The sequence below is a fragment of the Microbacterium sp. SA39 genome (assembly GCF_000967865.1).
Lineage (GTDB): Bacteria > Actinomycetota > Actinomycetes > Actinomycetales > Microbacteriaceae > Microbacterium.
In genome coordinates, this window is sequence record NZ_JXRU01000030.1 from 33,709 (window position 1) to 52,628 (window position 18,920).

The 18,920-nt window shown below is 69.3% G+C and carries 16 protein-coding genes; 11 read left to right on the plus strand and 5 right to left on the minus strand.

All coding sequences use genetic code 11. The features are described from left to right. Positions 1–219: 219 nt before the first annotated feature. Complete coding sequence (locus RS85_RS06080) at positions 220–600, plus strand: hypothetical protein (RefSeq protein ID WP_046012549.1); 381 nt, start codon at positions 220–222, stop codon at positions 598–600. A gap of 45 nt (positions 601–645) precedes the next feature. Here the strand turns inward: RS85_RS06080 and RS85_RS06085 are convergent, their stop codons facing one another. Genes RS85_RS06085 through RS85_RS06095 form a run of 3 tightly spaced genes read right to left on the minus strand, consistent with a single transcriptional unit; the run spans position 646 to position 6,463 of the window. Further along, a complete protein-coding gene (locus RS85_RS06085; protein WP_046012550.1) occupies positions 646–4,116 on the minus strand; it encodes an error-prone DNA polymerase in 3,471 nt (1,156 codons plus the stop codon). Next, on the minus strand, positions 4,116–5,654 hold the full coding sequence (locus tag RS85_RS06090; RefSeq protein WP_046012551.1) for a DNA polymerase Y family protein: 1,539 nt from the start codon (positions 5,652–5,654) through the stop codon (positions 4,116–4,118). Before RS85_RS06090 ends, RS85_RS06085 begins: the two co-directional genes overlap by 1 nt. Beyond that, a complete protein-coding gene (locus RS85_RS06095) occupies positions 5,651–6,463 on the minus strand; it encodes a hypothetical protein (protein WP_046012552.1) in 813 nt (270 codons plus the stop codon). The genes RS85_RS06090 and RS85_RS06095 overlap by 4 nt, the downstream gene beginning before the upstream one ends. A gap of 143 nt (positions 6,464–6,606) precedes the next feature. Between RS85_RS06095 and RS85_RS06100 the strand changes: the two genes are divergently transcribed. From RS85_RS06100 to RS85_RS06125, 6 genes are all read left to right on the plus strand, one after another. Continuing rightward, complete coding sequence (locus RS85_RS06100) at positions 6,607–7,077, plus strand: prepilin peptidase (protein ID WP_046012553.1); 471 nt, start codon at positions 6,607–6,609, stop codon at positions 7,075–7,077. A gap of 17 nt (positions 7,078–7,094) precedes the next feature. Next, positions 7,095–7,310, plus strand: coding sequence for a hypothetical protein (locus RS85_RS06105; protein ID WP_046012554.1), 216 nt, complete (start codon positions 7,095–7,097; stop codon positions 7,308–7,310). Beyond that, a complete protein-coding gene (locus tag RS85_RS06110) occupies positions 7,300–7,917 on the plus strand; it encodes a CYTH domain-containing protein (protein WP_046012555.1) in 618 nt (205 codons plus the stop codon). The genes RS85_RS06105 and RS85_RS06110 overlap by 11 nt, the downstream gene beginning before the upstream one ends. 63 nt (positions 7,918–7,980) lie before the next feature. Beyond that, positions 7,981–9,141 carry a type III polyketide synthase gene (locus RS85_RS06115; protein ID WP_046012556.1) on the plus strand — a complete coding sequence of 387 codons (1,161 nt, stop codon included), beginning with the start codon at positions 7,981–7,983 and terminating at the stop codon, positions 9,139–9,141. Continuing rightward, positions 9,138–9,866: a methyltransferase domain-containing protein gene (locus tag RS85_RS06120; RefSeq protein WP_046012557.1), complete on the plus strand. Its 729-nt coding sequence runs from the start codon at positions 9,138–9,140 to the stop codon at positions 9,864–9,866. Before RS85_RS06115 ends, RS85_RS06120 begins: the two co-directional genes overlap by 4 nt. Next, a complete protein-coding gene (locus tag RS85_RS06125) occupies positions 9,853–10,974 on the plus strand; it encodes an FAD-dependent oxidoreductase (RefSeq protein WP_046012558.1) in 1,122 nt (373 codons plus the stop codon). Before RS85_RS06120 ends, RS85_RS06125 begins: the two co-directional genes overlap by 14 nt. Before the next feature lie 150 nt (positions 10,975–11,124). Here RS85_RS06125 and lpdA read toward each other — a convergent pair whose 3' ends face one another. After that, on the minus strand, positions 11,125–12,522 hold the full coding sequence (lpdA, locus tag RS85_RS06130) for a dihydrolipoyl dehydrogenase (protein WP_046012559.1): 1,398 nt from the start codon (positions 12,520–12,522) through the stop codon (positions 11,125–11,127). A 199-nt stretch (positions 12,523–12,721) separates the two neighbouring features. Here lpdA and RS85_RS06135 point away from each other — a divergent pair, with 199 nt between their 5' ends. The 3 genes from RS85_RS06135 to RS85_RS06145 all read left to right on the plus strand — a co-directional run bounded on the left by RS85_RS06135 (position 12,722) and on the right by RS85_RS06145 (position 14,529). Continuing rightward, positions 12,722–13,207, plus strand: a complete 486-nt coding sequence (locus RS85_RS06135) for an FHA domain-containing protein (protein ID WP_046012560.1) — start codon at positions 12,722–12,724, stop codon at positions 13,205–13,207. Beyond that, positions 13,207–13,884, plus strand: a complete 678-nt coding sequence (ftsR, locus tag RS85_RS06140; RefSeq protein ID WP_046012561.1) for a transcriptional regulator FtsR — start codon at positions 13,207–13,209, stop codon at positions 13,882–13,884. The genes RS85_RS06135 and ftsR overlap by 1 nt, the downstream gene beginning before the upstream one ends. Positions 13,885–13,983: 99 nt before the next feature. Further along, a complete protein-coding gene (locus RS85_RS06145) occupies positions 13,984–14,529 on the plus strand; it encodes a MerR family transcriptional regulator (RefSeq protein ID WP_046012562.1) in 546 nt (181 codons plus the stop codon). A gap of 82 nt (positions 14,530–14,611) precedes the next feature. On the opposite strand, the gene RS85_RS06150 is transcribed toward RS85_RS06145, so the two are convergent. After that, positions 14,612–15,415, minus strand: a complete 804-nt coding sequence (locus tag RS85_RS06150) for a ParA family protein (RefSeq protein WP_046012660.1) — start codon at positions 15,413–15,415, stop codon at positions 14,612–14,614. A 92-nt stretch (positions 15,416–15,507) separates the two neighbouring features. Between RS85_RS06150 and RS85_RS06155 the strand changes: the two genes are divergently transcribed. After that, complete coding sequence (locus RS85_RS06155) at positions 15,508–18,915, plus strand: pyruvate carboxylase (RefSeq protein WP_046012563.1); 3,408 nt, start codon at positions 15,508–15,510, stop codon at positions 18,913–18,915. The last annotated feature ends 5 nt before the right edge of the window (positions 18,916–18,920 follow it).

Consider the following 18,920-nt stretch of genomic DNA (forward strand, 5'->3'; position numbering starts at 1 on the left):
CGCCGAGAGGGCCACCGCCCTACCCGGACGGTTGGGGAGGCGGCGAAGATATCGCTGCACTCTTGGCTGATTCCCCAGACATCAGCCCATAGCCCCCGCTACATATAGCAGACTAGCGCTCTTTTGTCTTGTCCGCCATTTGGGGGACAAAGATATTTTCGAAAGTTGATCGAACAATTCCCCGGTTGTCTTCTCCACGGTGCTCCCTAAGGTGGACTCATGGACAGATTGCTCGTGTTCGCATCTCAGGTCGCCATCGCGCACGGCCACCGCGTCGAGGTGATCGAGCAGATCGACCCCCTCAACGAAGAGGCCGTCGTGCTCTCGATCGCCGATCTCGACACCGGCATCCGCTACCGCCGCTCGGATGACGTACGCGGCGAGTTCTCGCGCTGGATCGGGCGGGTCCTCGAGTGCACAGTGATGATCGGCGGTCCAGGGCGCACGGTGCTGCGGGTCGACCCGATCGGGCAGGACGCGGCGGGATCGAAGCGGGCCCTGCTCGGAGCCGACGCCGCGGCGGATGCTGCCAAGGCGGAGGCCGACCGCTGGGGCGGCTCGGATCGCCCTCCGGTCGAGGAGCCCGAACGCTTCTGGTGAGACCCTGCGCGGGTGAGGCACTGCGCGTGTGAGACCGCACACGCATCAGCGGAAGTCCCTCGACCGATGCGTGAGTCCCGTGCGCAGGTCTTCGAAGGCGTCGGCGAGCACGTTCACGACCCCTTCCTCTGAGCGCTCCAGGATGCCGCGGATGATGAGCGCCGGTGAGTCACGAGCCACGCGTCGGAAGCGGTTCCACACGCCGGTCGAGCAGATCACGTTCACCAGGCCGGTCTCGTCCTCGAGGTTCATGAACGTGATGCCGGATGCCGTGGCCGGTCGCTGGCGGTGGGTGACGAGGCCCGCGACCTCGATCCGCCGACCGGATTCGTGTCCGCGCAGATCGGCGGCTGTCAGGACGCCACGCTCGAGCAGCGCCGCGCGGAAATGGGCCAGGGGGTGGTCATCGGTCGAGACACCCGTCGCCCAGAGGTCGGCGGAGAGGCGCTCGAAGCTGGTCTGATCGGAGAACAGCGGCGGTTGCACGGCGACAGAGGTGCCGGGGAGGAAGCGCGAGCGGTCGTCAGCTGCCGCCCCCGCGAGCCAGATCGCCTCGCGCCGCTCGAGGTCGAGGCAGGCGAAGGCTCCCGCAGTGGCAAGAGCCTCCAGCTGAGCGGCGGTGGCGTCCGTGCGCCGCACCAGATCGTGGAGGTCGCGGTAGAGACCGTTCGCCTCGCGCTCGGCGACGATCTTCTCGGCCAGAGGCACGCCGATCCCGCGGATGCCGCTGAGTCCCAGTCTCACCGCGTACCCGCCATCACGGCGGTGGTCGGCGGAGACGTCGGGAGCGCTTCTGTCGAACCGGAGCGTCGGCGGCTGCGGGGTGGTGAGGCAGTCGTCGAGTCCGGTCGGTCTCCGCACGGTGCGGTCGTCCAGCGGCTCCAGCGGCTCCAGTGTCTCGGTGGCGCCGGACGCATGCAGATCGGGACGACGGACCTCGACGCCGTGCCGCCGCGCATCCGCGGTCAGAGTCGCCCCGGAGTAGAACCCCATCGGCTGCGAGCGCAGGAGCCCGGCGAGGAAGGCGGCGGGGTAGTGCAGCTTCAGCCAGGAACTGGCATAGACGAGCAGGGCGAAGGACAGCGAATGGGATTCCGCGAACCCGAAGTTCGAGAACGCCTGGATCTGCGCGTAGATGCGGTCCGAGGCGTCCATGTCGAGACCTCGCCTCGCCATGCCCGCGTACAGCTTCTCCCGCACCCGCTCGATCTTCTCCAGACCCCGCTTCGAGCCCATGGCCCGGCGCAGCAGGTCTGCCTCGTCGGCCGTGCAGTCGCCGACCGCCGTGGCCATCTGGATGAGCTGCTCCTGGAAGATCGGGATCCCCAGGGTGCGCTTCAGGATCGGCTCGAGATCGCTGTGCGGGTAGGGGATCGGGAACTCCTCCGGTGCCTCGCCGCGGGTGGCTCGCTCCCGGTTCTCCTCGTCGAGACGATCCTTCGCCATCTTGCGCCGGACGAACGGGTGCACGGCCCCTCCCTGGATGGGCCCGGGGCGGATGAGAGCGATCTGGATGGTGAGGTCGTAGAAGCTCCGAGGCTGCAGCCGCGGAAGCAAGCCGATCTGCGCACGGGACTCGACCTGGAACACCCCGATCGAATCCGCGCGGCAGAGCATGTCGTAGACCGCCGGCTCCTCCTTGGGGAGGCCTTCGAGCGTCCACTTCTCACCCGTGGCCTCGAGGATCATGTCAAAGCAGTGCTGGAGTGCGGCGAGCATGCCGAGGCCCAGCAGATCGAACTTCACCAGCCCCATGAACGCGGCGTCGTCCTTGTCCCACTGGATCACCGTGCGGTCCTCCATGCGGGCGTGCTCGACCGGCACCACCTCGCCGACCGGACGCGCGGTGAGCACCATGCCACCGGAATGGATGCCGAGATGGCGCGGCGCCTTCAGCAGCTCGCCCGCGTACGCCAGCACGTTCTCAGGGATGTCGTGGCCTTCCGAGGGCTCGAGTCCCGTGCTCCAGCCGTCGACCTGACGGGACCAGGCATCCTGCTGCCCGGGGGAGTGCCCGAGCGCCCTGGCCATGTCGCGCACCGCGTTCTTCGGGCGGTACTGGATGACGTTCGCCACCTGGGCTGCGCGCTCCCTGCCGTACTCCCCGTAGACCCACTGGATGATCTCCTCCCGGCGTCGCGAGTCGAAGTCCACGTCGATGTCGGGCTCCTCCTCCCGGGTGGTCGCGAGGAACCGTTCGAAGGGGAGGGCGTAGAGGATGGGGTCGACGGCGGTGATGCCCAGCAGGTAGCAGACCGCGCTCGCCGCCGCGGATCCTCGGCCCTGGCAGAGGATGCCGCGTCGTCTCGCTTCGGCGACGATGCCATGCACGATGAGGAAGTAGCCGGGGAAGTCCTTCTCCTCGATGACGTCGAGTTCCCGCTCGATCCGGCGGTGCTGGTCTTCCGTCAGTCGGGGATACTTCGACGGCACGGCCTCCCACACCAGCTGACGCAGCCAGCTCATCGGCGTGTGCCCGTCCGGCACCTTCTGCTTCGGCAGGGCCGGACGTGCGAGTCGCAGGGGGAAGGCGGATGCCGCGGCCAGCTCGAGGCCGTACGAGATCGCCCCGGAATAGCGCTGGAACCGCGCCGACATCTCCGCCCCGCTGCGCAGGTGGGCGCCACCGTGCGCGGGTAGCCACCCGTCGAGCTCGTCCATGCTGCGGACCGCCCGGACCGCTGCCACCGCTTCGGCGAGCGGCGCCTGTGCGGGAGTGGCGTAGTGCACGTTGTTCGTCGCCACGACGGGCAGCCGCATCCGCCGGGCGAGTTCGGCGAGGGTGTCGTTGCGGCGGGTGTCCTGCGGGTCTCCGTGGTCGAAGAGCTCGACGGCGACGTGGTCGCTGCCGAACAGATCGACGAGGTGCCGGAGCGGAGTCGCGGCATCGCCGGCTTCCAGTCCCCGGCGCACCGCGCCCTTGCGGCATCCGCTCAGGATCGTCCACTGGCCGCCCGCGCTCGCAGCCAGCTCGTCGAGGTCGTACACCGGCCGCCCCTTCTCGCCGCCGCGCAGCTGAGCGGTGGTGATGGCGCCGGAGAGACGGTGGTAGCCCTCCATCCCGCGGGCGAGGACCAGCAGGTGCGCGCCCGCGGGATCGGGGCTGCCGCGCTGGGGGCCGGGGAGATCGAGAGACAGTTCGGCGCCGTACACCGTCTGCAGCGGCGACTTCATGAGCTCGGCTTGATCGGCGAAGCGGGCGGCGCCGTAGAAGCCGTCATGATCGGTCAGCGCGAGCGCGGTGAGTCCGAGGCGCTCGGCCTCGGCGAGCAGGTCTTCCGGTGCGGAGGCGCCGTCGAGGAACGAGTACGAGGAATGCGCGTGCAGCTCGGCATAGGGCACTGCATCGACCGGCCGGGATATCCCGGTGACCGGGGTGCGCTGCCGGCGCCGGCTCACCGGCCCGGGGTCGGGGCGCGAGGCGGATGGCTCGACCGCCTGCCGGGGAGGATGATCCTCTCCGTTGAGGGTGCGCTCGAGCTCGCTCCAGGTCTGCGGCGGATTGTGCCAGCCCATCAGCGATACCTTCCCTCTGCCCACCAGCGCTCGCCGGTGCGGAAGACGAGCCAGGCGTGATCGTGGTCGTCGACGATCTGCAGCCGGTGACCGCCCTTGCCGCCGTCGGGTGCCCAGCGGCGTTCGTGCACAGGCCAGGGACCCGCCCAAGCCTGGACAGCGGCACCGTCGATGCGGGCGGGCTCCTGGGAGAGGACACCGCGCTCGTCGATGCTGATCACAGCCCCGTCGGCACCCCGCACCCCGATGGGGCGCGGGGGAAGGAAGACCTCGGCGGGGAGCGGGTCGGGAAGGCTGCCCGGCCAGGGCGAGTCGGGATCCCGAGGGGGGACGGGCCGTTCGCCCCACGGGGTGAGCACCTGGCGATCGGCGAGCCAGCGACCCCCGGCGAGGGCGGCGGTGACCACGCCCTGGTGACCCAGCATGGTCTGCACGCGGGAGACCGCGTGATGCAGTCGCTCATCGGTGCCGGAGCCGAAGAGCCCCGGCTGGTGATGGGCGGCATCGTCGACGGCGACCGGCACGATCCGCACCGCCACGATGCCGCCGAACGCCCGGGCCTCATCGACGGGCTCCTTCGACGACTGCGTGGCCAGCGCCTCCAGCTGCCAGCGCACGCGATCGACGAGGTCGGAGGCGTCGAAGCAGGTCGGATGCAGCCACGTGCGGGAGAAGACCTTCCCGTTGTCGTCGGTCATGTCGACCCGCACCTCCGTGCAGACGATCGAGGCGTCTCCCAGGGCGAGCAGCACGGCATCCGCCGTCTGCCGCACGGCGAAGGCGACCTGGTCGGTCCCGCCCAGCGGCGTCTCGAACTCGATGCTCCGCACCAGCTCGGGATCGGGTGGACGAGGCGTCAGCGGACGGGAATCGGCTCCGGCGGCGAGCGCGTGCAGACGGGCGCCGTGCTCCCCGAATCGGTCGCGCACGTCGAGCGGGGCGAGCGCGGTGAACTCCCCGAGGGTGCGCACGCCGAGTCGAGCGAGGAGGCCGGCGATCTGCTCGTCACGCAGCACCTGCACCGGATAGGGGGCCAGGAACTCCTGCGATCGCCCGAGCGGGACGACGGTGCAGGCATCGCGGCCCCGCGCGGCGATCTCGGCGGTGAAGGGCCCATCGGCGACACCGATGCGCACCTCCGGCAGGCCGGCGTCGGCGAGCACGGCGGTGAGGGCCGCGGCGGCCTCGGCTTCACCGCCGTGATACCGGGCGATTCCCCGGGACCGGAGGACGGCGAGCCCCGGGCGCAGCAGCGTCACACCGGGGGCGTGCTTCTCGATGAGCTGCAGCACAGGGAGGAATGCGCGCTCGTCACGCGCGGGGTCGTGGGGGAGCACCCGCAGCGAGGAGAGATGCCCCTGCGCGACACGGCGACGCTGTCCGGTGCGTACGCCGTGCTCTCGGGCAGAGGCTGTGCAGGCGACGACCGTGTTCGCCTGCACCAGCGCGGTGGGCGGGTGCGGAGGCGGTCCGCCGAGAGCGGCGCGCAGCGGCCAGTCCGGGAACCAGAGCACGAGGACGCGGAGCGGAGTGTTCATCCCGCCTCCGCCCAATGCAGGAGCTCTGCCGGAGCGTCGTCGCCGACCATGGGCCTGCCGGATGCCGGTTTGCTGGATATTGCAGTCTCGGCACCGAGCGAGGGCAGCGCGGTGAGCTCTGCCGCGGCGGCCTCGACGGCGCCGTGGCCACCGGGCAGCTGCACCCGCACGCTCGTCGGCCGGGGACTGTGCCGGGTCGTGGCCGTCACCGTCACGGTGCAGTCGGAGAGCAGCCCCCAGCCCGCGCCGAGGCCGTGCCAGTGCGGATCGTGGATGCGGATCGTGCCCTCGCTCTGCGGCCACTGCGAAGCGGCCGACTCCGTGACCAGCAGTGTGCATCCGCGATCACGCAGCCGCGCACTGAGCCGGGAGACATCGGCGTCGCGAGCACGGGACCCGGGGTTCACGACGATCAGGGGGACGACCTCGGCCAGGGCGGAGGTCGCCGCGAGCCAGCGTTCCCCCGGCTCGGGGACGAGGATGAGTCGTGCCAAGTCGATGCCGAAGGCAGCGGCCGCCTCGACGCCGAGCGTGGGCATGCCGACCACCGCGCACCAGTGTCCCTTCCGGGATGCCGCACTGAGCAGGGCGAGCACGAGACCGGGCGAGGGGGAGACCGTGTAGGCGGTGCCTGTCTGCAGACCCTCTTCCGGCAGCAGCGCGGCGAGGGAGGGGTCGATCGGGAGCAGGGTGTGATCGCTGCGCCGCCGCTGCATCCTGCTGATCTCGCGGCGCAGACGGAGCACCTCTCCGGCGCGATTGTCGCTGGTCGGAGAGAGCGCGGTCGCCGCATCGAGCCCGATCCCCATGCATCCATCCTCGAAGATATGTACGAATAAATCAAGTGGCACTGATGACGCTAGTTCGTACATCGGACATCCGGAAATCCGCTCGCTCCACGGTTATCCACACCCCGCCCACCCTGCATCCGCCGATCTCCTAACCTGCCGGGATGGACCCCAGGATCGCGCTCATCGTTCTCGTGCACGGCGTGCTGCTCGGCATCGGGGCATGGCTGACCGTGATCGACGTCCGCACGCATCGTCTTCCGAACCGGATCGTGCTGCCGACCCTCGCGGCGCTGATCGCCCTCGCTGCTGTCGACGCCCTGCTCGCCCACGAGAGCGGTCCGCTGATCCGCGCACTCCTCGGCATGCTCGCCCTCGGCGGGTTCTACGCCCTGCTGCGACTGATCAGCCGGTCGGGCATGGGCGGCGGCGATGTGAAGCTCGCCGCGGTCATCGGCCTCGTCCTGGGATGGCACGGCTGGGAGGCACTCGTGATCGGCGCCGCGTCCGCCTTCGTGCTGGGTTCGCTCTACGCCCTCGCTTTGATGCTCCTGAGGCGCGCGGACCGCTCCACTCGCATCGCCTTCGGTCCGTGGATGATCGCGGGCGCGGTGCTCGGCATCCTCATCGGGTGAAGGACTACTGTGAACCCATGGCACTCGCACGACTTCACGGCGGCCCGCTCGACGGGCAGATCATTCCTCTCGACGACGCGGACGACAAGCTGATCGTCCCCTACAGCGAGACGCAGGTGGTGTACAACCGCCGCGGCGAGCCGTCGAACACCGGACCCGAAGATGGACCCACCGAGATCGACTACTGGTTCGACGAGGCCCTCGAAGATCTCACGCGGGGCGATGACGACTGAGCCGTCCCGCACGGTCGAGGTCGAGCGCAAGTACGACGTCGACATCGAGACGCCGTTGCCCGACTGGGGCGCGATCCCCGGCGTCGACACCGTGTCGGCCGGGGAGGCGAGAGCCCTGGACGCCCGCTACTTCGACACGGTCGACGGCGTGCTCGCGCGCTCTGGAGTCGCACTCCGACGACGCACCGGCGGTCCGGACGAGGGCTGGCACGTCAAGGGGCCCCGACAGGGCGACGGGCGCCTCGAACTCGGCTGGCCGCTCGCCGACGGAGACGACCTCCCGGATGCCGTCGCCGAGACGGTCTCCACCTGGACGACCGAACCCCTCACTCCGCTCGCCCGCATCGAGAACGACCGCACCGCCTACCTGCTCACCGGGCCGGACGGCCTCGTCGCGGAGTTCGTCGACGACCGGGTCCGTGCCACCGACCTCCGTCAGGGCGTGCAGCGCGAATGGCGGGAGTGGGAGATGGAGCTCGGCCCCGCGGCGCCCGCCGACGAGGCAGGACGCACGGTCTTCTTCGTCGCCGTCGAGCAGGCTGTGCGCGCCGTCGGCGGCCGTGATTCGACCTCCGGCTCGAAGCTCGCCCGCGCACTCGGCTTCTAGTCGGACGGCCACACCGCACGCAACCCCTTCCCGGTACTGCTCGGCGCGTGCTTGAGTGACATCATGAGCCGACCGCCTGTGCTTCGATCGCTGCAGACGATCGTCCCCGAGACCGTCCTTCACCAGGATGAGGTGCGCGACGTCTTCGCCGCCCAGCCCGAACTCGGCCGGTTGGCGCAGCGGATCGTCGCGACCTCCTTCAACGTGTCCGGCATCGACACGCGGCACACCGTGATCGAAGAGCTGTCCCTCGAATCCGATACGACGGATCCGGTGTTCTTCGATCGCCGATCGGGCGCGCTGCTCGCACCCGGCACGAAGGTGCGCAACGACGTCTACACGCGTGAGGCGGCCCGGTTGTTCGTCGATGTCGCCCGCCGCGCTCTCGACTCCGCCCCCGATGTCGAGGCCGCAGACGTGACGCATGTCATCACCGTCTCCTGCACCGGCTTCCATGCCCCGGGTCCGGACTACGAGATCGTGCGCGCCCTGGGTCTTGCCGACAGCGTGCAGCGCTATCACCTGGGCTTCATGGGCTGTTACGCGTCGATGCCCGCGCTCCGTGCCGCGAGCCAGTTCTGCGCCGCCGACGAGAACGCGGTCGTCCTGGTGGTCAGCGTCGAGCTGTGCACCCTGCACCTGCGATCGTCCGAGGACCCCGACACGATCGTCGCCTCCTCGCTGTTCGCCGACGGTGCCGCCGCGGGGATCGTGACGGCGCGCGACCTCCCGGCGGGGTCCACGGGGCTGCGTCTGGACCGCTTCCACACCGCGATCGCCCCGGAGGGGGAGAAGGCGATGGCCTGGACCATCGGCGACACCGGGTTTGAGATGATCCTCGCCACGACCGTGCCGCAGATCATCGGCGACACCATCATCGGGGCACTGCGTCCGCTGTACGCGCCGGAGGACGCCCTGGTGGCTGCCTTCGACGAGGACGCAGTCGGCGATGAGGTCGCGCACTGGGCGATCCACCCCGGCGGGCGCAGCATCCTCGATCGCGTGCAGGAGAAGCTGCATCTGAGCGACACCCAGCTGCATCCCGCGAGAGAGGTCCTCCGCGAGAACGGCAACATGTCCAGCGCGACCGTCCTGTTCGTGCTCAAGCGCATCCTCGAGGAGGAGGGCGCCCGGGCCGGCGAACGCGTCGCGGCGATGGCGTTCGGGCCGGGACTCACTGCGGAGAGCGCTCTGATGACCGTCACGACCGCTGCGGAGTCATGAGCGCCGGACTCTCGGTCCGCGACGTCGACGTCCGCGAGCTGATGGACGATCCCCACGCGGATGAGCGGATGCTGGCGCGTACCTACGGGCGCTTCGCCTTCGTGAACGCCCTGGTCTCCCGCCCGGGACTGATCTACCGACGAGACATCCGTCCCCGGGCCGTGGCGGCAGCGCGACCGTTGCGGATCCTGGACATCGGAACCGGCGGCGGCGACCTGTGCCGGTTCCTGGCCGGACGGCTTCGCCACGAGGGGCTCGCCGCCGAGATCACGGCGCTCGACGTCGACGAGCGCGCCATCCGGTGGGCCGTGGCGCACGACCGCGGCGCCGGGGTGACGTACCGCGCCGCTCTGTCGACGGCGCTGGTGGATGCCGGGGAGACCTTCGACGTCGTGCTGTCGAATCACGTGCTGCACCACCTCGACGAGCGGGATCTGCAGACGGTGCTCGACGACTCCCGGCGACTTCTCGCCCCTGGCGGGCTGGCCGCGCATCATGACATCGCGCGCGGGCGCCTGCCCTATGCGCTGTTCTCCGCTGCCACGTGGCCGTTGTCGCGGAACCTGCTCGCCGAATCGTTCATCCGCGTGGACGGTCTGCTCAGCATCCGCCGCTCCTTCACCGTCGCAGAGCTCGCGGCCATCGCTCCCCGCGGCTGGCAGGTCAGGGGCGGTGCACCCTTCCGGATCGAACTGCGATGGGAGGCCGACGGTGCCCGATCATGACGTGCTCATCGTCGGCGCGGGGCCGGTCGGGCTGCTGCTGGCGTGTCTGCTGACCCAGAACGGACTGCGCGTCGCGGTGTGCGAGCGCCGGGCGGATGCCGATACGCGCACCCGTGCCATCGGCATCCATCGGCCCGGTCTCGATGCACTGGATGCGGCGGGCGTGGGGGCAGCGGTTCGCCGCGAGGCGCTGCGCCTCGTCGGGGGAGAGGTGCGCAGCCGCGGACGGACCCTCGCCTCTCTCGCGTTCGCACCCGACCGCCCCGTCATGATCCTCCCGCAGACCCGCACGGACGCGCTGCTGAGAGCGCGGCTGGCGGCCCGCGCTCCGGAGGCTCTGCGACGCGGTTGGACGGTACAGGACGTCAGAGACGACGGTGATGTCGTGCGCGTCTCCGTCGGCACCCCGGACGGGCCTCACGTGCTCACTGCCGCCGTGGTCGTCGCGGCCGACGGTGTGCGGAGTCGCCTCCGCGAGGATCTCGGACTCGGATGGCGACGCCGAGGCGGGCGAGCGACCTACGCGATGATCGACGTCGCCGATCCGGAGCCGGGCGACCGCGCGGTGCTGCACTGCGAGCCGGCCGGTCTGGTCGAGACCTTCCCACTCCCCGGAAGCCGCCGCCGGTGGGTGGCGCGACAGGGCGCCGAGGTGCGCCTGGACACGCCGCAGGCCTTCCGCGAAGCGGTGGAGACGCGGACCGGCATCCGCCTGGATCTCACCGATCAGGGCGATCCGACGGTCTTCGTCGCCGCGCAGCACATCGCGCCGCGCGTCGCTCGCGGGCGGGTGATCCTGCTCGGCGACGCGGCGCACGAGATCAGCCCGATCGGTGGGCAGGGGATGAATCTCGGGTGGACGGATGCCGTGCACCTCGCCGCAGAGCTGCGCAGTGCGCTCCCCGGACGGATGCCGGATCTCACCCGCTACGAGCAGCGCACACGCCGAGCGACCCGCGTCGTCCAGCGGCGATCGTCGTTCTACATGTCGATGGGGGCGCCGGCGGGCATCGGCACCGTCGTTCCTCGGGAGCTCGTCATCCGGGCGATGGGGAGCCGGCCGGTGCGTCGATGGTCGGCGGGGATCATCACGATGCGCGGGATCTGACGCACGAAGGCCCCGGATCTCCGAAGAGGGCCGGGGCCTTCGTGGCTGGATCTAACAGGACGCGGGTCGACGAGATTTCGGCTCGCTGCGCTCGCTCAACCTTGATCCGTCACGACTCAACGCTCCTTCGTCGCATTGAGTCGCGCCGCATCAGAAATTGATCATGTGACCGGCGAGGCCGTGGAAGCCCTCCTGCAGTGCCTCCGACAGCGTCGGGTGCGTGTGCACGTTTCGGGCCAGCTCCAGCGCGGTGAGGTCCCACTTCTGCGCCAGCGTCAGCTCGGGGAGGAGCTCCGCGACGTCGGGGCCGATCATGTGTGCGCCGATGAGCTCGAGGTGCTCGGCGTCGGCGATGAGCTTCACGAACCCGACGGGCTCGCCGAGACCGTGCGCCTTGCCGTTGGCCATGAAGGGGAAGCTGACGACCTTGATGTCGCGGCCCTCATCCTTCGCCTGCTGCTCGGTGAGGCCGAACGACGCGACCTGGGGGGAGCAGAACGTCGCGCGCGGCATCATGCGGTAGTCGCCGAGCGTCATCGTCTCGGCCTTGCCGATCGTCTCGGCGGCGACGACGCCCTGCGCCTCGGCGACGTGGGCGAGCTGCAGCTTCGCGGTGACGTCGCCGATCGCGTAGATGCCCTCGACGTTGGTGCGCATGCGGTCGTCGATGTCGATCGCGCCGCGCTCGGTGAGCTTCACGCCGGTCGCCTCGAGGCCGAAGCCCTCGGTGTTCGGGGCGAAGCCGACGGACATGAGCACCTTGTCGGCCTCGATCGACGCCTGCTGGCCGTCCTTGCCCGTGTAGGTGACGGTGACCGACGAGCCGTTGTCGACGACGGTCTCGACCTTGGTCGAGGTGAGGATGTCGACGCCGTAGTTCTTGTACTGCTTCGTGATCTCCTTCGACACGTCGGCATCCTCGTTGGGGAGCGCGCGGTCGAGGAACTCGATGATGGTGACCTTCGTGCCGTAGTTCGTCATCACATAGGCGAACTCCATGCCGATGGCGCCGGCGCCCACGATGACGATCGATTTCGGCAGCTCGCGGCTGAGGATCTGCTCCTCATAGGTCACGACGTTGTCGCTGAGTTGCACGCCCGGAAGCAGACGGACCTTCGAGCCGGTGGCGATGATCGCGTTGTCGAACGTGACCTCTTCGGTGGAGCCGTCGGCCTTGGCGACCGAGATCGCCTTCGGGCCGGTGAAGGTGCCGCGACCGTCGTACTCGGTCACCTTGTTCTTCTTCATCAGGAAGTGGATGCCCTTGACGCGTCCGTCGGCGACGACGCGGCTGCGGTCGAAGGCCTTGCCGTAGTCGATCGTGAACTCACCCGAGATTCCGAAGAAGTCGGCCTTGTGGTTCAGCGTGTGCGCCAGCTCGGCGTTCTTGAGGAGCGCCTTGGAGGGGATGCAGCCGACGTTGAGGCAGACACCGCCCCAGTACTTCTCTTCGATGATGGCCGTGGACAGGCCGAGCTGTGCGCTGCGGACGGCGGCGACGTATCCACCAGGACCGGCACCGAGGATGACGACATCGTAATGGGGCATGCGTTAAGCCTATCGCCCCGAAGGGGCGTCGGAACCGGGCTCAGGAGCGCTGCGAGAGCCACAGGGGCGGCGGAACGGCGCACGGCTTCAGTCTTCACAGGCTCAGCCTATGAATCACCGGTATAGGACGGCTGAGTATGGACCTGGCCTCCCGCGGGCCCCTCGGCATCCGTTAGTCTGGACAACCTAGGAGGGCACAGTGACTGACAGCGACAGCCGACCGGCCGGAGAAGCCGCGATCCACCGCTCTGGCGAGCAGAGACACGACGTGACGCAGACGTTCGGACACGATTCGGACCTGTCCTTCGTGCCGTTCGGCGTGGAGCTCACCGACGTCGAGCAGACCGCGATCGCGGCGCTGCCGTCGGGATCGGCCTTGCTGCTGGTCCGTTCCGGCGCACTCGCCGGGGCCCGGTACCTCCTCGACACCGATGTGACGACTGTGGGCCGACACCCGGAGGCCGACATCTTCTTCGACGACGTGACCGTCTCGCGCCGACACGCGGAGATCACCCGCACGGGCACGACGTTCGAGATCATCGACCAGCGTTCGCTCAACGGGACCTACGTCAACGGCGAGCGCGTCGACCGCAGCCCTCTCGTCGACGGTTCGGAGCTGCGCGTCGGCAAGTTCCGTCTGAACTTCTTCGCTTCTCCTCACGACCGCCAGGCGGCGAACGCCTGATGGCGGCAGCTCCCGCCCGCGAACGCTCAGCGTCCGCGGGCCTGCTGAGTATCGGTCAGGTGCTCGCGCGTCTCACTCCGGAGTTCCCCGATCTGACCTCCAGCAAGCTGCGATTCCTCGAGGTCCAGGGCATCGTCAGCCCGTCGAGGACCGAGTCCGGATACCGCAAATTCTCCGCCGCCGACATCGAGCGTCTCCGTCTCGGACTCACCCTTCAGCGGGATCACTACCTGCCGCTCAGCGTCATCCGCGAGCAGCTCGACGACGCCGTCGGCGAGCCGTCGTTCGCGCCGCCTCCCTCGATCACGCCCGCGCCCCGTCGCTATCGCCGCGCCGAGCTTCTCGCTGCGGCCGGGGCAGGGCCTCAACTGCTCAACGATGCGATCAGCACGGGCGTCATCACCGCGCAGGAGAACTACCCGGAGGCTACGGTCACGCTGCTGCGCGGACTCGTGGCGCTGGACCGTCACGGCATCGAGCCGCGGCATCTGCGCTCCCTCCGCCAGGGCGCCGATCGCGAGGTCGCTCTGATCGAGTCGGCCATGTCGTCGCTGCTGCGTCGGACGGATGCCGCGTCTCGCGCCAGAGCGAGCGAACTGGCGCCCGAACTCGCATCGAAGATCGACGAAGTGCGCGCGCTCTTCGTCAAGGATGCACTGTCGCGTGTGCTTTCGTAACGAACTGATTGCGACACACCCTCGACGCTCCGCGGATGTCATTGCCGGTGCCCGGGCACTGCTCTACCGTGGAGATAACCGTTCCAGGGAGGATTTCAGATGAATGCGGATGAGCTCACAGGCGACCCGCGGTTCGTGCCCGAACTCCTCTTCACGGACGGGCTTCCCGCCATGGACGATGAGGTCGGCTACCGTGGCGCCGTCGCCGCTCGCGCCGCAGGCATCACCTACCGCCAGCTGGACTACTGGGCACGCACCGAGCTCGTCGAGCCCACCGTTCGCGGCGCCAGCGGCTCGGGCTCGCAGCGCCTCTACGGCTTCCGCGACATCCTGGTGCTGAAGCTCGTCAAGAGCCTCCTCGACACCGGCATCTCCCTGCAGCAGATCCGCACCGCGGTCGAAGAGCTGCGTCGCGCCGGCATCCGCGATCTCGCCGGCACCACGCTGATGAGCGACGGGGCCTCGGTCTACCTGTGCACGTCGAACGATGAGGTCATCGATCTCGTCAGCCGCGGCCAGGGCGTGTTCGGCATCGCCGTCGGCAAGGTGCTCCGCGAGGTGGAGTCGACGCTCGTCGCGTTCGACGCGACCGCACCGGATCCTGTCGACGAGCTCTCCGCGCGCCGGTCCAAGCGCTCCGCCTGACCTTCGCACGAGAGAACGGCCACCCTCGATGAGGATGGCCGTTTCGCTGTGCGTCCGTCTGGTCGCTGAGCCCGTCGAAGCGTCAGACGTTCTCGGGGAGCGCGATGCGCCCGGTCCGGATGATCCTGTCGAGCAGCGAGTCGAAGTCCGCGGCGAGTTCCTGAGCGGAGTCTCCCGGCCAGATGTGCAGCGGCTTGGCCGCACCCTGCGCCTGCTGCAGCGAGGTGCGCTCCGGCAGCTGCGGGGAGAGGACGAGGGGACCGAACATGTCGCGCAGCTCCTTGATGCGGAACTGGTGCTCGATCGACTGCGGGCGCACGCGGTTCACGACGATGCCGAGGGGCTGAAGACGCGGGGAGAGACCACGACGGATCTCCTCGATCGCACGCAGGGCGCGGTCGGCCGCTGCCACGGAGAAGAGGCCGGGCTCGGTGACGACCATGACGCGGTCGCTCGCCGCCCACGCGGTTCGAGTCAGCGCATTCAGCGAAGGCGCGCAGTCCACGAGGACGAGGTCGTAGTCGGCTTCGACGGAAGCGAGGGCCTCCTCGAGCTTCCAGACGTCGCGCACGCTCGGGTGCGGGCCGTCGAAGTTGATGGCGGATGGGCTGCCGATCAGCACGTCGATCGTTCCGGGGTGCACCTTCGCCCAGCCGCTGGAGGTGATCGCCTGACGGACGACCTTCTCCTTCGGGTTCGCCAGGACATCGGCGATGTTGAGTCGTCCGGCCACCTGGATGTCCATCCCGGTGGAGACGTCGGACTGCGGGTCGAGGTCGACGACGAGCGTCCGGACGCCTCGAGCGAAAGCCGCTGAGGCCAGCCCGAGTGTCACGGTCGTCTTGCCGACGCCCCCCTTGAGAGAGCTGACGCTGAGTACGTGCACGGACACCACGTTACCTTCCCCTAGGCTGAGGGAACACTCAGCCCCGCCCCTGCACGTCGAAAACGCCGTGCATCGAGCTCTCAGAGGTGTGCATGTTCCAGAAGATCCTTGTGGCCAACCGCGGCGAGATCGCGATCCGGGCCTTCCGAGCGGCGTACGAGGTGGGGGCGCGCACCGTCGCGGTGTTCCCGCACGAGGACCGCGGCTCCGTTCATCGGCTGAAGGCCGACGAGGCCTACGAGATCGGCGAGCGCGGTCATCCGGTGCGCGCATATCTGAACGTCGACGAGATCATCCGTGTCGCTCTCGAAGCGGGAGCGGATGCGATCTACCCGGGATACGGATTCCTCTCGGAGAACCCGGAGCTCGCGGAGAAGGCGGCGGCCAACGGCATCGTCTTCATCGGTCCGCCGGCGAAGGTGCTGGAGATGGCCGGGAACAAGGTCGAGGCGAAGCGCCACGCGATCGAGGCCGGAGTGCCGGTGCTGCGTTCCACCGAGGCGTCGGACGACGTCGACGAGCTCGTCGCTCAGGCCGAGGACATCGGCTTCCCGCTGTTCGCGAAGGCTGTCGCCGGTGGCGGCGGCCGCGGCATGCGGCGTGTCGAGACAGCCGGCGACCTCGCGCCCGCTCTGGCCGAAGCGATGCGGGAGGCGGCGAGCGCCTTCGGTGACGCCCGCATGTTCCTCGAGCAGGCGGTCGTGCGACCGCGGCACATCGAGGTGCAGATCCTCGCCGACAAGACCGGCGAGACCGTGCACCTGTTCGAGCGCGACTGCTCGGTCCAGCGACGCCACCAAAAGGTGGTCGAGATCGCTCCCGCTCCCAACCTCGACGACGGCATCCGCACCGCCCTCCACGCGTACGCGGTCGCGTTCGCGCGCTCCATCGGCTACGAGAACGCGGGGACCGTGGAGTTCCTGCTCGAGACGGCGGGGGAGCGGACCGGTGAGGTCGTCTTCATCGAGATGAACCCGCGCATCCAGGTCGAGCACACCGTGACCGAGGAGGTCACCGACGTCGACCTCGTGCAGAGCCAGATGCGGATAGCCGCCGGCCAGACTCTCGCGGAGCTGGAACTCCAGCAGGAGAACCTTCACCTTCGCGGTGCCGCACTGCAGTGCCGCATCACCACGGAAGACCCGACGCAGGGATTCCGCCCCGACACCGGCAAGATCACGACCTACCGTTCGCCCGGTGGCGCCGGCATCCGCCTCGACGGAGGCACGGTTCACCAGGGGGCGCAGATCAGCCCTCACTTCGACTCCATGCTCGCGAAGCTCACGTGCCGCGGACGCGACTTCCCCGCAGCGGTCGCACGAGCCCGACGCGCCCTGGCGGAGTTCCGCATCCGCGGCGTCTCGACGAACATCCCGTTCCTGCAGGCGCTGCTCGACGACGACGCGTTCATCGCCGGAGACGTCAGCACCTCCTTCATCGACGAGCGCCCCGAGCTGCTGCGCGGCCGGGTCTCGAAGGACCGCGGGACGAGGCTCCTGAACTGGCTGGTCGACGTCACGGTCAACAAGCCGAACGGCGCCCACCCCGGCGTCGTCGATCCGGTCACCAAGCTGCCGACCGTCGATCTCACGGCGGAGCCTGCGCCGGGATCGCGTCAGCGCCTGCTCGAGCTCGGACCGGAGGGCTTCGCACGCAGCCTCCGCGAGCAGACCGCCCTGGCCATCACCGACACGACCTTCCGTGACGCCCACCAGTCACTGCTCGCCACGCGCGTCCGGACGAAGGACCTCGTCGCGGCGGCTCCGTACCTTGCGCGGCTCACCCCTGGACTGCTGTCGGTCGAGGCATGGGGCGGAGCGACCTACGATGTCGCGCTCCGCTTCCTCGGCGAAGATCCCTGGGAGCGACTCGACAAGCTGCGCGCCGCGCTGCCGAACGTCGCCATCCAGATGCTGCTGCGCGGACGCAACACCGTCGGCTACACGCCGTACCCGACGGCTGTCACCGAGGCGTTCGTCGCCGAGGCCGCCCGCAGCGGCGTCGACATCTTCCGCATCTTCGATGCCCTGAACGATGTCGAGCAGATGCGGCCGGCGATCGAGGCGGTGCGCAACACCGGCACCGCGGTCGCCGAAGTCGCGCTCTGCTACACCGGCGATCTGCTCGACCCGGCGGAGGATCTCTACACCCTCGACTACTACCTCGGTCTCGCCGACCAGATCGTCGCGGCGGGCGCCCACATCATCGCGATCAAGGACATGGCGGGGCTCCTCCGCCCGGCCGCCGCGGCCAAGCTGGTCTCGGCGCTGCGCGAGCGCTTCGACCTCCCTGTGCATCTGCACACCCACGACACCCCTGGCGGCCAGCTCGCGACGCTGCTCGCCGCCAGCGCGGTCGGCGTGGATGCCGTGGACGCGGCATCCGCTCCGCTCTCGGGGACGACCAGCCAGCCGTCCCTCTCGTCGCTCGTGGCGGCGCTCGCGCACACCGAGCGCGACAGTGGCATCGCCCTGAGCGCCGTGTCGGATCTCGAGCCCTACTGGGAGGCGGTCCGCCGTCAGTACGCACCGTTCGAGTCGGGCCTCCCGGGACCCACGGGCCGCGTCTACCATCACGAGATCCCCGGTGGCCAGCTCTCGAACCTGCGCCAGCAGGCGAAGGCGCTCGGGCTCGAGGACGACTTCGAGCTCATCGAGGACATGTACGCCGCCGCCGACCGCATCCTCGGCCGCGTCCCGAAGGTGACGCCCTCGTCGAAGGTCGTCGGCGACCTCGCGCTGCACCTGGCCGCGGTGAAGGCGGATCCGGCGGACTTCGAGGCCAACCCGGAGAAGTACGACGTGCCGGACTCGGTCATCGGCTTCATGGCCGGCGAGCTCGGTGAGCTCCCCGGAGGCTGGCCGGAGCCATTCCGCACGAAAGTTCTCGCCGGCCGCTCGGTGCGCACCGGGTTCACCGAGATCAGTGCAGACGATGAGGCGGCCCTCGCCGGGTCCAGCGCCGAGCGCAGGGCGCGACTGAACAGCCTCCTGTTCCCCGCGCCCACCAAGGAGTACATCGAGCGGCGCGAGCTGTTCGGCGACCTCTCGGTGCTCGACACCAGCGACTACCTCTTCGGACTCGTGCAGGGGCAGGAGCACCGCATCGAGATCGATCGCGGTGTGCAGCTCTTCATCGGTCTGGAAGCCATCGGCGACGCCGACGACAAGGGCATGCGTACGGTGATGACGACGCTCAACGGACAGCTCCGCCCGGTCTTCGTGCGGGACAGAGCCGTCGCGGTGAACGCCCACGAGGTCGAGAAGGCGGACACGTCCACTCCGGGCCAGGTAGCGGCTCCGTTCTCCGGTGTGGTGACGCTGAAGGCCGACGTCGGCGCCGCCGTGCGGGCCGGTGAGCCGATCGCCTCCATCGAGGCGATGAAGATGGAAGCAGCCATCACGGCGCCGGTCGACGGGGTGATCGAGCGTCACGCGATCTCCGAGACGCAGCAGGTGGATGCCGGCGATCTTTTGGTCGTCATCCGTCCCGCGCACTAATCTGG

Bases quoted from the DNA above. Each gene is read 5' to 3' on its own strand.
- RS85_RS06080 (WP_046012549.1), top strand. From the start codon at position 220: ATGGACAGATTGCTCGTGTTCGCATCTCAGGTCGCCATCGCGCACGGC.
- RS85_RS06085 (WP_046012550.1), bottom strand. From the start codon at position 4,116: ATGGGCTGGCACAATCCGCCGCAGACCTGGAGCGAGCTCGAGCGCACC.
- RS85_RS06090 (WP_046012551.1), bottom strand. From the start codon at position 5,654: ATGAACACTCCGCTCCGCGTCCTCGTGCTCTGGTTCCCGGACTGGCCG.
- RS85_RS06095 (WP_046012552.1), bottom strand. From the start codon at position 6,463: ATGGGGATCGGGCTCGATGCGGCGACCGCGCTCTCTCCGACCAGCGAC.
- RS85_RS06100 (WP_046012553.1), top strand. From the start codon at position 6,607: ATGGACCCCAGGATCGCGCTCATCGTTCTCGTGCACGGCGTGCTGCTC.
- RS85_RS06105 (WP_046012554.1), top strand. From the start codon at position 7,095: ATGGCACTCGCACGACTTCACGGCGGCCCGCTCGACGGGCAGATCATT.
- RS85_RS06110 (WP_046012555.1), top strand. From the start codon at position 7,300: ATGACGACTGAGCCGTCCCGCACGGTCGAGGTCGAGCGCAAGTACGAC.
- RS85_RS06115 (WP_046012556.1), top strand. From the start codon at position 7,981: ATGAGCCGACCGCCTGTGCTTCGATCGCTGCAGACGATCGTCCCCGAG.
- RS85_RS06120 (WP_046012557.1), top strand. From the start codon at position 9,138: ATGAGCGCCGGACTCTCGGTCCGCGACGTCGACGTCCGCGAGCTGATG.
- lpdA (WP_046012559.1), bottom strand. From the start codon at position 12,522: ATGCCCCATTACGATGTCGTCATCCTCGGTGCCGGTCCTGGTGGATAC.
- ftsR (WP_046012561.1), top strand. From the start codon at position 13,207: ATGGCGGCAGCTCCCGCCCGCGAACGCTCAGCGTCCGCGGGCCTGCTG.
- RS85_RS06145 (WP_046012562.1), top strand. From the start codon at position 13,984: ATGAATGCGGATGAGCTCACAGGCGACCCGCGGTTCGTGCCCGAACTC.
- RS85_RS06155 (WP_046012563.1), top strand. From the start codon at position 15,508: ATGTTCCAGAAGATCCTTGTGGCCAACCGCGGCGAGATCGCGATCCGG.